Here is a 12,662-nt window from a genome sequence, read left to right on the forward strand (position 1 = left end):
CATGCCGCCAGACGTTAGCGCACCACCGCGAAGGCGCACCGCGCGATCCAAGCGCCGCCTTCGCGCCGGTGAGTGAGGCCGGGTACGGCTACCGGACGTCGACCGTCATTCGTCTTCACACCTCTCCAAGACCAGGCCTACGGAGCCCTCTTCGAGTCCGTTGCCCTCCTCCAGGTGGAGATGAGCGCCGTCCGGCGTGCCGTCCTGGGCCAGCGTGAGGAGGTGACCGGCCAGGGTCTTCAACCCGGCGGCGTTGGCCTCGATGACGATCTCTCCGCCCAGGTTGCGGACCTCGATGCGCGCGCCCTCCTCCCACGTGAAGACTCTGGTGGTGCCATCGGTCACCGCACTCACGTGAGTGGTCGTCGACGGTGCGGCGCTGGGTTCAGGGGTCATACCTGAGCATCGCCTACCCAGGGGCCGCCAGGCCGGGAGAGCCCATCCCGCGAGCGCTTCGCGCCGCTGAGTGTTCTGTCGGGGACCGAGAGCGATCTCCGAACTTTCTGTAACCGTTCCTGTTCACCCCGTTGACACCTCGCACACTCGCCCTTAACGTCACGCCAACATTTGGAACATGTGACGAGATTTCGAACCTTTGAAGGCGATTGCCCTGTGCACCCCCGGAATGAGCACGCCCGTGGCCGGAACGCCGGCGCGCAGTCTGGCGTGCGTACAGGAGTACTCCGGCAACGGGATCACGACAGTCCGCGAGCGTCGGATGCCGGGCCGCGGCGGGGCATCGCGGCGTCCGAGCACCGACTCGAGCAACGCGCCGGGCCGGTCGGCCTGACCTCCGCCATGTGAGCGAGGTCCGCCGGTTGTCCACTCGCCTCGAGACCTGTGCGCCAAGCCCCCCGACGACCTCGAGGAAGACGTGCGCATCCACGAGGGCGCCGTGAGCGGATCCGCCGCGGCGCACCGCTCCGGCCGAGGTCCGCTCCGTCCGGGACGCTCCAGGGGTCTACCCGTACACCACCCATCTGCGGGGCCGGACCCTGGACACCGCGGGGGAGTGGGCGCGGCGCGCCCGACCCGCCCGCCGACCGCCCGGCCCGCTCCACCGCTTCTCCCTCCACCTTTTCCCCCTCCACCTTTTCCCAGCGACGTCTGCTGCCCCGTCATCCCCTCAACGACGAGAAGAACAAGGAATGATCACCATGTTCAGACGAAGAGCCGCCCTTGCCTTCCTCGCCGGAGCCGGCTCCCTCGTCCTCACCTTGTCCGCCTGCGGCCAGTTCAGCGAGAGCAGTTCCGAGGGCGGTTCCGTGGGCCGCCCCGAGGGCGGTACCGTCGGCATCGCCATGCCGACCCGGGCCTCCGAGCGCTGGCTCACCGACGGCAAGAGCGTCGTCGAGGGCCTGGAGGACAAGGGGTACAAGGCCAAGCTGGTCTACGGCGACGACGACCCGAAGCGCCAGGTCGCACAGATCGAGGACCTGGTCAAGCTGGGCGTCGACGCGCTGATCGTCGCGGCCATCGACGCCAGGTCGCTGAACAGCGTGCTGCAGCAGGCCGCCGATGCCAACATTCCGGTGATCTCCTACGACCGGCTCATCATGGGCACCAAGAACGTCGACTACTACGTCTCCTTCGACAACGAGATGGTCGGCCGGCAACAGGCCCGCCACATCATCGAGAAGCTCGGCCTGGAGGACGGCAAGGGTCCGTTCAACATCGAGCTGTTCGCCGGTTCCCCCGACGACAACAACACCAAGTACTTCTTCGACGGTTCGATGGCACTCCTGCAGCCGTTCCTGGACAGCAAGCAGTTGGTCGTCCCGTCCGGCGAGACCAAGCTCAACAAGATCACCACCCTGCGCTGGGACGGACCCACCGCGGAGAAGCGCATGAACGACATCCTCTCCAAGTGGTACGGCAGTCAGGAGGTCGACGCGGTCCTGTCGCCGTACGACGGCATCTCCAGAGGCGTTCTGGACGCGCTGACGGCGGACGGCTACGGCTCCGACAGCAAGCCCCTCCCGGTGGTCACCGGTCAGGACGCCGAGCTGGCCTCGGTGAGGTCGATCATCGCGGGTCAGCAGTCGCAGACCGTCTACAAGGACATCCGCGCGCTCGGCGAGGCCGCCACACAGATGGTCGACGACATCCTCAGAGAGAGGTTGCCGAGGATCGACAACAGAACCGACTACAACAACGGCGTCAAGGACGTGCCCGTCTACTTGCTGCAGCCGGAGAGCGTCGACAAGACCAACTACGAACTCCTGGTCAGGGACGGATACTTCACCGCCGACCAGCTCAAGTAGCGACACAGGGCGGGTGCGTCTTCCGTCGGACCGGACGGCGCCTCGCCTCACACCCTGTGCGGGGGGCGCTCCTCGGACGGGGCGCGCTCTTCGGACAGGTCGGACAGGTTGCCGCGCTGGACCACGCACAGGGCCCAGATGATGAAGCCCGAGATCGTGATCATCACGACCGACCACACCGGGTAGTACGGCAGGGAGAGGAAGTTGGCGATGATGACGAGTCCGGCGATGGCCACGCCGGCGACGCGCGCCCAGGTCGCGGTCTTCAGCAGCCCGATGCTGACGATCACGGCGACCGCGCCCAGAGCGAGGTGGACCCAGCCCCAGCCGGTGAGGTCGAACTCGAACACGTAGTTGCGCGTCGTGACGAAGATGTCGTCCTCGGCGATGGCCATGATGCCCCGGAAGATGTCGAGCAGGCCGACAAGGAAGAGCATCACGGCCGCGAAGGCCGTCAGGCCGGTCGCCCATTCCTGCTTCGCCGTGTGTGCCGGCCGGGTGTGTGTCGCGGTCATCGTGTGCCTCGATTCGTGGTGTGCGGATGCTCAGCGACTGGGCGTGCGGGCGGTGGAGCCGGCGGGCTCCGCCGCGCCGTGGCCGGTCAGGACCAGTTCCTTCGCCCTGCGGAACTCCTCGTCCGTGATGTCGCCGCGGGCGCGGATCTCGGACAGCTTGCCGAGCTCGTCGGCGCTGCTGGGGCGAGCCATGCCGCCCGCGGCCTCCTTGATGTGGGCGTCGAAGGCTTCCTGCTGTGCTCGGGCCTGTGCCATCTCCCGGCGGCCCATGTTCTTGCCGCGGGCGATCACGTAGACGAAGACGCCCAGGAAGGGCAGCACGATGGTGAACACCAGCCAGCCGGCTTTCGCCCACCCGCTCAGCACGTCGTCGCGGAAGATGTCGACGACGACGCGGAAGAGCAGGACGAACCACATGATCCACAGGAAGAACAGGAGCATGCTCCAGAAGACGCTCAGCAAGGGGTAGTCGTACGCCAGGTAGGTCTGCGCGCTCATGTCTCTTCTCCGTCCCGGGCGCTCGCCCGGCCGCCGTTGCGTGCTGTCCCAGCGTGGGACCGGTCAGGGCCGCATGGCCTCACCCGACGCGGGTGAGCCTGCGGGCGGCCCGGAAGTCGGTGGGCGCTCCCGCGCGGCGGGACCAGGGTTCGGCCCGAGTGCGGCGGGGGACTGCGGCCGTCCGATACCCGGCACGGCACACCGCCCGGCACGGCACACCGCCCGGCACGGCACACCGCCCGCCACCGCACACCCTCCGGTCCCGTCACTCCGGCAGCTGCCGCATCTCCACGACACGCAGTCCCAGTGACTGGCAGCGTGCCAGCAGCCCGTACAGGTGCGCTTCGTCCACGACGGGGCCGAACAGGACGGTCTGGCCGGACATCACCACGTGACCCAGCTCCGGGAAGGCTTTGGCCAGCGTTTCCGACAGGTGGCCCTCGACTCGGATCTCGTAGCGCACGAGCTGTCCTCCCATGGACTGCCGGGGACAGGCGGACGGCATTCCCCCTCCTACGACCGTGCGCCTTCGCGCTCCTTCGGACCTCACCCGGTACAGGTGACCCGTGGCCTGGCGACGGATCGCCACGGACCAGCGCGTGGGCCGGTCCCCGGGTGGGCGCGTCGCCGCTCCTGCCCCTCGCGTACGACGTACGCGCCTCGTGCCTCACCCGCCACGGGGGACGGCGGCGGGCAGAACCGTGTGGCGGCCGGTCCGTGCGGAGCGAGGAGCCGAACCTCTCACCGACGCGCGGTCACAGCAGCCGGAGGTCGCGTGCGCGGCGCACCGCGTCGCCTCGCCGGTTCACCGCCAGCTTCCGGTAGACGCTCTTGAGGTGGGTCTTCACCGTGTTCACCGACACGTAGAGGTCGGCGGCGACCTCCTCCGTCGACATCATCCGGGCCAGCCGCTCCAGGACGTCGCGCTCGCGTCCGCTCAGCTCCACCGCGACGAGCGGCGGGGGCAGCGACTCCGGCCTAGGTTGCTCACCGTGTCGCGGCCGGCCGGGCGTGAGCCAGCCCGCTGCCAGCTCGTGGAGCGGAGGCGTGGCCAGGAGGGGCCGGATCCACGCTCCCGCGTCGAGGAACGGACGCCGCAGCCGGTCCCGCCGAGCGTCGAGGAGCGCGTGCGCCACGAGCTTGCGGGCGGTGGCGGTGTCTCCCGCGCCCACCGCGGCCTGAGCCCTCACCAGCGCCGCCCTCACGGTCACCGCCGGCCCGGGCCGGCCCCCGGCGCGGATGCTGTCGAGCAGGTCGACGGCCGCCCCGGCACGGCCCGCGGCAACCTGGATCGCCGCGGCCTCCACGGCACACGCCGGCTGGTCGCCGGAGACGTCCTGGAGCACCTCGGCGGCTTCGTCCGGCCGTCCTTCGGCCAGGTGGGCGGCGGAGGCGAAGATCGCCTCATGGCCCGCCGCCCAGGGTGAGACCACGGCGGCGGCGACGGCCGGGGCCGCCGCCTCGACGGCGGCTCGGGCCTTGCCCCTGACCGACAGGAGGCGAGCTGTGGCGAGGGCCCGTCCCGCCGCCGTCACCGGATCACGCGTTGCCGAGGGGAGCCGGGCCGACTCGTCGAGGAGGGCTTGGGCCCGGTCCAGCTCATGGCGGTCGACGGCCACGGCGGCCAGGACCAGCTGCCCGATGCCGGAGCCGGACGGCTGGGGCAGGCCGGCCCGCTCCACCTCGGGCACCGTCGCCAGGGCCCTGCGCTCCGCCCGGCCGAGCCAGCCGTTCAGATAGTCGAGCAGGGCCAGGAGCTCCATCGAGTCCTCCCGGGGCAGGACGGTGGAGGCCCCGCCGGGAGCGTCGGCCGCCGCGGTCAGGGCGGTGCGCGCGTCGTCGAAACGCCCGGCCCACAGGCGGGCCGAGCCCAGATGGGTCAGCAGGAGAGCTGTGAGTTCGGGATGCCTGCCCAGGAGGTGTGGCGGGACCTTCTGCCGCAGTTCATCGGCCTGTTCGGCGGCCTTCTCGGCTCGTGGGGGACATCCGGTCAGTCGGGCGGCCAGTGCCTCGAGCAGCGCACAGCTCAGCTGGGCGGCCGCCGACTGGGGCGCGTCGTCGGCCAGATGCTCCTCGGCGTGGCGCAGGTGGGCCAGTCCGCGGTCGAGGTCGTACCGGGCCAGGTCGCGGGCCGCGCGCACGAGGTCCGCCGCGGGACTCCTGGCCTCGGACCCCATGGGGGAGAACAACTCGGTCAGGTCACCCGAGCACAGGCCGGTGAAGAGCTGTCCGATCGCCAGGTCGTCGACGAGGGCACCGGCGGCGAAATCCCAGTCGCCCGCGGCGGCCCCGTGGGCGAGTGTCTCCGGCAGGAATCCGGAACGACGCAGCCACCGCGCGGCCCGCCGGTGGAGTTCCGGATCCAGGCCGGGCAGGCGCTCACGCAGATGGGCCCGGAGTATCTCCCCGAACAACGGGTGGAGCTGGTACCACGAGTGCCCGAGGTGCTCGACGAACGCGTTGTCGCGGTGCAGCCCGGCGAGAATGGGCTCGGCATCGCTCCGCAGGGTCAGTGCGTTGGCCAGATCGGGACAGAAACGCTCCAGGACGCTGACACGCAGCAGGAGGTCCTGTGTCTCCTCCGGCTGTGCCTTGAGGACCTCGGCCAGCAGGAAGTCCGCGACCGTACTGCGGTCCGCCTCGAACTCCTTCAGGTAGAGCTCAGGGTCGGGGCTCTCCAGAGCGGCCAGGGCGGACAGGCGCAGGCCGGCGGCCCAGCCCCGGGTGCGGTCCACCAGGGCGCCCGCGGCGTGGACCGGAAGGTTCAGACCGTGCAGCTCGAGGAGTGCGACGGCCTCCTCCGGTGTGAAGGCCAGTTCGGCGGCGCGGATCTCCGTCAGCTCGCCGGCCGCCCGGTAACGGTGCAGCGGCAGCAGCGGTTCGGTGCGGGTGACCAGGACGAGGCGCAGGCAACGCCCGGCGTGGTGCAGGACGAAACCCAGCTGCTCCGTGATCTCCGGGTCGGTCACGCGGTCGTACTCGTCGAGCACGAGGGTCACGGGCCGGTCGCGATCGCTCAGCTCGGCGGCGAGCGTTGCCAGCAGCCTGTGGTCCACCCCGCTCGCGTCCGCGGGGACCCCGACCGCGTCGGATACCGGGGCACCGCAGGCGCGCAGGGCCTGAAGGACGTATGCCCAGAACACCCCGGGACGCCGGTCCCCCACTTCGACGGTGAGCCAGGCGAGCGGTGGCGGCAGTCCGGCGGCCCAGTCGGCGGCGAGCACGGTTTTGCCGGCCCCGGCCGCACCGTTGACCAGTGTCAACGGCGTCCCGCGAGCTTGGTCGAGATGGTCGAGGAGCCGCTGCCGCCGCAGGAACGTGGCGGGCCTCGCCGGGAGAGCGAACCGGGTGCGCAGGAAGGGGTTCCCCTGGGGATCGGCGCACGGAACGGCCGGAACCATCGGAACGGTCGGACCTTGGGCGTTCTCGTAGGTCTGGGCGTTCTCGTCGGTCCGGGCGTTCACGTGGGACTGAGCGTTCTCGTAGGTCTGGGCGTTCTCGTGGGACTGAGCGTTCTCGTCGGTCTCGGCCACGGTGCTCATCACCCCTGTCCGCAGGGTCACGTCACGGGCGGCGCACCCTGCTCCAGCATCCCAGTCTCTCCGCCACAGCGCGCGGTACGCCGGGCCACTGGCCCGTTCACCAGCACTTATGCTCCTGCGCCTGGGCCCTCGGGCGCGTTCGGGTCGGGCCGGGTGTCCTCTCCCGGGTCAGGCCGCCGGCAGCTCCTCCGCGGGGAGACGGCCCGCGCGCACCGCGTCGACCAGAGCCTGGTGGTCGCGTTCGTTCTGGTCGGCGTACGCCTCCGCGAAGGTGGCGAGTGCGCGGTCGAACGAGTCACCGCCGCCCAGGTAGGTGGCGATCGCGATGCGGTCGCCGGACCGCGCGTGCGCACGAGCCAGCGTGACCCCGCACAGTTCGCCGAACGCCCGCATGTCCTTCGGCCGCATCCGCTCCGGCAAGGCGATGCCCTTCCAGTCGCGCAGCTGGCGGACGTAGAAGTCGCGTTGTTTGCCGTCGAACCCGTCCACCCGCTCCCAGCCGAGGAAGATGTCGCTGGTGGCCTGCATCAGCCGCTGGCCCGAGACGACTCGTTCGCCCTGGTTGCGGTAGCGGCTGACGCCGACGTGTGCGGCGAGTACGGAGGTGTCGGCCTCCTTGGCCTGGAGGAACAGCGGGTCGCGGTCGTCCCGGCCGAGGAGGAGGAAGATCCAGCATCGGGTGCCGACGCTGCCGACGCCGACCACCTTGCGGGCGACGTCGGCCAGACGGTAGTCCTCCAGGAGCGTGCGCCGGTCGGAGGCGAGCGTGCGGCCGTAGCGCTCGATCAGGCCGCGGAACTGGCGCTCCAGGGCGCTGCGTTCGACGTCGGGCAGCAGGTCGCCGGCCGGGATGAGCAGAGGAGGATCCGCCGCGATCCTGGGACGGCCGTCGACCGTCTCGGTGAGCTTGTCGAACGCCTGGAGGCTGTCGCGGGTGCGGGCTTTCGCCATGGCGCGGGCCAGGTTCTTCTGCCCGCGCTTCGATGCGTGGAGCCGGCCTGTGGCCAGGGTCTCGAGGAGGTCCGCGTCGATCTTCGCGTACCAGACGTCGAGGTTGCCCGTGCCCGCGAAGCGGATCATCGCCTCGCGGTAGGAACGGACCGTCGCGCTCACGATGCGGGCGCGCTCGGCGTCGTCGAAGCCGTTCGCCCGGCCCGCGATGACGAGACTCGCCGAGAGCCGTTTGACGTCCCACTCCCAGGGGCCCGGCAGTGTCTCGTCGAAGTCGTTGATGTCGAACATCAACTGCCGCTCCGGCGAGGCGAGCAGCCGGAAGTTCAGCAGGTGCGCGTCCCCGCACAGCTGGGCCGTGAGCCCCGAGCGCGGGCTGTCGGCCAGGTCGGACGCCATGATCGCGGCGGCGCCCCGGTAGAAGCGGAACGGGGACTCCAGCATCCGGCCGTAGCGGATCGGGACGAGTTCGGGCACCCGTGACGCGGACTGCGCCTCCAGGATCGCCAGCGGGTCCGGCCGGTCGGGAGACGGCCGGTACACGGCGTGCCCCGACCGTGGCGAGCGGCGCCGCGCCTCCTTGCCGAGAGCCACACGGTCCTCGGGCGTGGTGTGGGGTGCGGCGCGCATGGCCGTGGTCGCGTTCTGGGACATCGAAGACCCTCCTGCCTGGTCCTGCGGCCGTGGGGGCGCCCGGCACAGGGCACATCGGACAGAAGGGCAGCTCAGTGGCCTTGACTCTGTGGCCTTGACTCTTGCCTTCTGCCCGAGGTCGGCCGCGCGGATCATCGATGCCGGGTGGGCGGCTGCTCTCAGCCCTGGGCCGAGATCTGGGCATCGGCGACGGCGATGGCGATGCCCAGTGCCGCGGCGATGTTGCCGGCTGCGGTCATGACGCGCGCGGTGCCGACGATGGGTGCGATGGCGACCAGGACGTCCTGCAGCTGGTCGGTGGTCACTCCGGTCTTGAGCGCGGGGTCGATATGGGCCGCGTAGGAGATCGGCGGGGCGTCCGAGGCGGCGAGCGCCGCGATACGCGTGAGCAGGAGCATGTCCGGGGCCAGCCCGCATCGCTCGATCGAGTCGACCGTCATGGCGGCGAGGGTGTCCAGGACAGGGGTGTCGGAAGCAGTGGACATGTCGCATGCCCTCCTGGTGAGTTACGAGCCCGAGGGGGTGGGAGGCGGAAAGAGAACCGAGTTCCGCAGAGGTGGGGGCCCTGCCTCCAACCGTAGAACCCATCCGGGCCTCGCGCATGGCACGCCCGTGGTTCGTCGAGCCATGGCGGAGGGCGGGCGGGAGGCCGATTGCCTGTCAGCGCGACGACATCACCTTGACCTGCACAGACGGCAGGCGGACTAGTCATCGGGAACCGCCCGTCGGGCACCCCGACATGCGCGGCGAACCCGAGAGGACGAGATTGGAGGTAGCCCAGCCCGACCGCCGAACGTGAAGGCGCGGTTGCGCGGGTCGTTCGACACGAAGGAGCCGACGACGGGGCTGGACGGCCTGGCCATGCTCGCCAACTCCCCTTGGATTCCGTCCCTACGCGTCGTTCCGGGCCGTCGTCACCCTGGCCGTATCCGGATCGGAGACACCCATGAAGGACCTCAAGTTCGAGCAGAAGCGCTCGCTGTCACGCCTTGAGGCGGCTGACCAGCTCACGGCACTCGCAGCCGCGCTGCGGGAAGGCGGGGAGGCCGAACTGGAACTCGGCCCCGGAACGCTGAGCCTGCGGATCCCCGACGACCTCCGCAGCGAGATGGAGGTCGAGATCGGCAGCGGGGAGATCGAGCTGGAGATCGAGTTCAAGTGGCCGACCGCACCGAACCGGACAGCGCCGTCGCGGACGGCCGCGGGTGCCAAGGAGACCGCGGGTACCAAGGGCTCCGCGACGCGGACGGGAACGCGGAAGGGCGCGCCCGCAAAGCCAGGGCGCGGCAGCACGGGCACCAGCGGGAGCAAGGGCGTGAAGCGGTCCGCCACGAAGAAGCCCTGAGGCCGGGTCAGGGCGTCGTTTCGACCACCGGGCCCTGTTCGGCGCACACCGACTCGCGGCCGCTCGGCCGCCGAATGTCGCCGACCACGGACCGACGACCGACGACCGACGACCGACGACCGACGCCCGACGACCGACGCCCGACGACCGACGCCCGACGATCGCCGACCACCGACGCCCCTGGCCCACTTCATGACGTCTGAGGGCCGGCGTCACCACTCCGGGCGGTCGACCACCTCTCGCCCGTACGGCCCACCTGGGCGGGCCGTCCCGCGGTGGAGCGGCGGAAATGGGAGGTAGGCAATTCACCCAGGAGCCCTGGAGCCCCCATGACCAGCCCGCACGAGCCGTCGGAGCCGGATGCCGCCTCACAGGGGGGTGCGGGTGACGCGGCCGGAAGTGAACCCGAGCACGGCTCGGCGGCCGTACGCATCACTCGAAACACCGCCTCGGCGGTGCTCATCGTGCTCACCTGCATCCTGGTGCCGGTCGCCCTGCTCACGGTGTGGGTGCACGACATCGCGCTGGACACCGACCGGTACGTGGAGACGGTCTCGCCGCTGGCCTCGGATCCGGCGATCGAGGACGCGGCGGTCAGGCGCATCACTCATGCCGCCGATGTACGGGTGGACGGTAGCCGGGCCGCCGCTGACATCGCCGCGTGGCTGCAGTCGCAGGGGCTGCCGCCCCGCGCCGCGCAGGCCGTGAAGGGACTGGGCCCGCAGCTCGACTCCGCGGTCAACGACACGGTCGAGAAGGTGGCCACCCGTTTCGTGCAGAGCAACCGCTTCGAGTGGATCTGGACGAACGCCAACCGGGCCGCCCACGGCGCGGTCGTGCACGCGCTCACCGGCGAGGGCCGCGGCGCGGTCGGCGTGGAGGGCGGGACGGTCACCCTCGACGTCGGCGAAGCCGTCGAACAGGTCAAACAGGCGCTCGTGGACGCCGGCGTGTCCCCGGCCTCCAAGATCCCCGAGGTCGACAAGCAGATGGTGCTCTTCCAGTCCGAGGAGCTGGAGAAGATCCGCAAGGGCGCCCACCTGCTGGACGTGATCGGGAACTGGTTTCCCGTGATCGTCGTGGTGATCGGCGCGGCCGGCGTCCTGCTGGCCCACCGGCGCCGCCGTGCCCTGGCCCGCACGGCTCTCGGCGCGGCCTTCGCCTGCCTGGTCGTGGCCATCGTCCTGGTCATCGCCCGCCGCTTCTACCTGGACCATCTCCCGCCCCAGGTTCAGTCGGAGGCCGCCGCGGCAGCCGTCTTCGACACCCTGCTGCACTTCCTGAGGGTCAGCCTGCGCACGGCCATCGTGCTCGGTGTGGTCATCGCGCTCGGCGCCTACCTGATCGGCCCCGGACGGCTCCCGCGCACCATCCGGGGCACGTCCGAGCGCGCCGCGGGCTCCGCGGCCCAGTGGGCGTACGCCCACCAGGTCCGCACCGGCCGGGTGGGCACCTGGACCCAGGCCCACCGGCGGTGGATCGCCCTGGCCGCCGTGCTGATCGTGGCCCTGGTCTTCGCGCTCTGGAACCACCCGACGGCCCTGACCATCCTGCTGCTGGTCGTCATCCTGCTGGCCGTGCTCGCGCTGCTCGCCCTCCTCGCCGCCACCGGCCGCGCCACCACCGACGCCGAGCGGGTGGCACAGCGGCCGCAGACCGGCGAGTGAACGGTTCCCCTCCGAGGGCCCGCACGGCAATGCGGCGTCGCCGAGGGCAGGGTGGGCGAGGGCTGCGTGTGGGGACGGTCGTTGATGCCGACGGGTGATGTCAGGTTGGATGGTCCGATGGAACGCATTGAGGCCGAACTGTTCACCGACGGTGGCAACGACGCCGTGGTTCGCCTGCCCGGCAGACGGTTCCCCGGAATCCTGGTGCAGGGCGACTCCCTGCACATCCTCCGCAGCGACGTGGCCGAAGTGGCGGAGGCATGCGAGCGAGGCGCCCTGGATGAAGCCCGGGACTCCGCCGGCCTTCTTCTGGCGAACCTGGATGCCCTGCTGGCGCGGTACGAGGCCGCGTTGGGCGAGCACGGGATTCCGCGGCCGTACTGAGCTGCCGGCCAACAACTCGGGAAGCCCGGTCATTCGTGAACCGTTGGCGGGCTGACCTGCGCGAAGGGCCGGTCTCCTGATCCGCAGACCGAGCCGGATCGGTAGCGGCGGTCAGCCAGGTCACTTCGGATATTCGGTGTTCCGCCCGCCCCATGGGGCCACAAGATGGGGCGCATGACTTTGGCCACCCCCATACTGCACACCGCTCGCCTGCGACTGCGCCCCTTCACCGACGCCGACGCGGACATGCTCTTCGCCCTGCACAGCAGCACCCACGTGATGCGCTACTGGGACTCCCCGCCGTGGGACGAACGGGCCCGCGCCGAACGCTTCATCAGCATGTGCCGGAAGGTGGCGGACGAAGGCACCGGAGCCCGGGTGGCCATCGACCGCGCTTCTGACGGGGCCTTCGTCGGCTGGTGCGGTCTGACCGGATGGAACCCGGACTACCGCAGCGCGTCGTTGGGCTACGTCCTCGACGAAGCGATGTGGGGGCACGGCTACGCGACGGAGGCCGCGCACGCCGTGCTGCGGTGGGCGTTCGACACACTGGACCTGAATCGGGTTCAGGCCGAGACCGATACGCGCAACGTGGCATCCGCCCGGGTCCTGGAGAAGATCGGATTCGTGCGTGAAGGGACGTTGCGGGAGGACTGCGTCGTGAACGGCGAGGTATCCGACTCGTGGGTGTTCGGGTTGATCAGGCGAGAGTGGCGGCCGGCGGCCGTGCCGATTCCAGCCCGCGAAGAACGGCGTTGAGTCCGTCTCCGGCAGAGGCCGCGTCCAGGTGGGGTGAGGAAGCCTTGACGGTTGAGGCGTCCAAGGCGGCTGCGGGTGACGTT

The 12,662-nt window shown here is 70.6% G+C and carries 12 protein-coding genes; 5 read left to right on the forward strand and 7 right to left on the reverse strand.

What is annotated here, in order from left to right:
- Window positions 1–105: 105 nt before the first annotated feature.
- On the reverse strand, window positions 106–345 hold the full coding sequence (locus tag AQJ84_RS19920) for an Imm32 family immunity protein (RefSeq protein WP_030039024.1): 240 nt from the start codon (window positions 343–345) through the stop codon (window positions 106–108).
- A gap of 812 nt (window positions 346–1,157) precedes the next feature.
- Here AQJ84_RS19920 and chvE point away from each other — a divergent pair.
- Window positions 1,158–2,264 carry a multiple monosaccharide ABC transporter substrate-binding protein gene (gene chvE, locus AQJ84_RS19925; RefSeq protein WP_030039025.1) on the forward strand — a complete coding sequence of 369 codons (1,107 nt, stop codon included), beginning with the start codon at window positions 1,158–1,160 and terminating at the stop codon, window positions 2,262–2,264.
- Window positions 2,265–2,311: 47 nt separating this feature from the next.
- Here chvE and AQJ84_RS19930 read toward each other — a convergent pair whose 3' ends face one another.
- The 6 genes from AQJ84_RS19930 to AQJ84_RS19955 form a co-directional block, all read right to left on the reverse strand.
- On the reverse strand, window positions 2,312–2,779 hold the full coding sequence (locus AQJ84_RS19930) for a DUF7144 family membrane protein (protein WP_030039026.1): 468 nt from the start codon (window positions 2,777–2,779) through the stop codon (window positions 2,312–2,314).
- Window positions 2,780–2,809: 30 nt separating this feature from the next.
- A complete protein-coding gene (locus tag AQJ84_RS19935) occupies window positions 2,810–3,277 on the reverse strand; it encodes an SHOCT domain-containing protein (protein ID WP_030039027.1) in 468 nt (155 codons plus the stop codon).
- Window positions 3,278–3,542: 265 nt separating this feature from the next.
- On the reverse strand, window positions 3,543–3,740 hold the full coding sequence (locus tag AQJ84_RS19940) for a hypothetical protein (protein ID WP_030039028.1): 198 nt from the start codon (window positions 3,738–3,740) through the stop codon (window positions 3,543–3,545).
- 292 nt (window positions 3,741–4,032) lie between these two features.
- On the reverse strand, window positions 4,033–6,678 hold the full coding sequence (locus tag AQJ84_RS19945) for a LuxR C-terminal-related transcriptional regulator (protein ID WP_053192824.1): 2,646 nt from the start codon (window positions 6,676–6,678) through the stop codon (window positions 4,033–4,035).
- A 309-nt stretch (window positions 6,679–6,987) separates the two neighbouring features.
- A complete protein-coding gene (locus AQJ84_RS19950; RefSeq protein ID WP_053192817.1) occupies window positions 6,988–8,424 on the reverse strand; it encodes a DUF2252 domain-containing protein in 1,437 nt (478 codons plus the stop codon).
- 158 nt (window positions 8,425–8,582) lie between these two features.
- The gene (locus AQJ84_RS19955) at window positions 8,583–8,909 is read right to left on the reverse strand and encodes a carboxymuconolactone decarboxylase family protein (RefSeq protein ID WP_030039033.1); all 327 of its coding nucleotides are present in this window, start codon (window positions 8,907–8,909) and stop codon (window positions 8,583–8,585) included.
- A 461-nt stretch (window positions 8,910–9,370) separates the two neighbouring features.
- Here AQJ84_RS19955 and AQJ84_RS19960 point away from each other — a divergent pair, with 461 nt between their 5' ends.
- The 4 genes from AQJ84_RS19960 to AQJ84_RS19975 all read left to right on the forward strand — a co-directional run bounded on the left by AQJ84_RS19960 (window position 9,371) and on the right by AQJ84_RS19975 (window position 12,579).
- Window positions 9,371–9,769, forward strand: a complete 399-nt coding sequence (locus AQJ84_RS19960; protein WP_030039034.1) for an amphi-Trp domain-containing protein — start codon at window positions 9,371–9,373, stop codon at window positions 9,767–9,769.
- Window positions 9,770–10,098: 329 nt separating this feature from the next.
- Window positions 10,099–11,436 (forward strand): hypothetical protein, encoded by a 1,338-nt coding sequence (locus AQJ84_RS19965; RefSeq protein ID WP_030039035.1) that lies wholly within the window; start codon window positions 10,099–10,101, stop codon window positions 11,434–11,436.
- Between the two features lie 117 nt (window positions 11,437–11,553).
- On the forward strand, window positions 11,554–11,820 hold the full coding sequence (locus tag AQJ84_RS19970; RefSeq protein WP_030039036.1) for a DUF6959 family protein: 267 nt from the start codon (window positions 11,554–11,556) through the stop codon (window positions 11,818–11,820).
- Between the two features lie 174 nt (window positions 11,821–11,994).
- Window positions 11,995–12,579: a GNAT family N-acetyltransferase gene (locus tag AQJ84_RS19975; protein ID WP_030039037.1), complete on the forward strand. Its 585-nt coding sequence runs from the start codon at window positions 11,995–11,997 to the stop codon at window positions 12,577–12,579.
- Window positions 12,580–12,662: the final 83 nt, after the last annotated feature.

Source organism: Streptomyces resistomycificus, from assembly GCF_001514265.1.
In the GTDB taxonomy this organism is placed as follows: domain Bacteria; phylum Actinomycetota; class Actinomycetes; order Streptomycetales; family Streptomycetaceae; genus Streptomyces; species Streptomyces resistomycificus.

Coding starts and splice junctions, on each gene's coding strand:
- chvE (WP_030039025.1), top strand. CDS start 1,158: ATGTTCAGACGAAGAGCCGCCCTTGCCTTCCTCGCCGGAGCCGGCTCC.
- AQJ84_RS19930 (WP_030039026.1), bottom strand. CDS start 2,779: ATGACCGCGACACACACCCGGCCGGCACACACGGCGAAGCAGGAATGG.
- AQJ84_RS19935 (WP_030039027.1), bottom strand. CDS start 3,277: ATGAGCGCGCAGACCTACCTGGCGTACGACTACCCCTTGCTGAGCGTC.
- AQJ84_RS19945 (WP_053192824.1), bottom strand. CDS start 6,678: ATGGTTCCGGCCGTTCCGTGCGCCGATCCCCAGGGGAACCCCTTCCTG.
- AQJ84_RS19950 (WP_053192817.1), bottom strand. CDS start 8,424: ATGTCCCAGAACGCGACCACGGCCATGCGCGCCGCACCCCACACCACG.
- AQJ84_RS19955 (WP_030039033.1), bottom strand. CDS start 8,909: ATGTCCACTGCTTCCGACACCCCTGTCCTGGACACCCTCGCCGCCATG.
- AQJ84_RS19960 (WP_030039034.1), top strand. CDS start 9,371: ATGAAGGACCTCAAGTTCGAGCAGAAGCGCTCGCTGTCACGCCTTGAG.
- AQJ84_RS19965 (WP_030039035.1), top strand. CDS start 10,099: ATGACCAGCCCGCACGAGCCGTCGGAGCCGGATGCCGCCTCACAGGGG.
- AQJ84_RS19970 (WP_030039036.1), top strand. CDS start 11,554: ATGGAACGCATTGAGGCCGAACTGTTCACCGACGGTGGCAACGACGCC.
- AQJ84_RS19975 (WP_030039037.1), top strand. CDS start 11,995: ATGACTTTGGCCACCCCCATACTGCACACCGCTCGCCTGCGACTGCGC.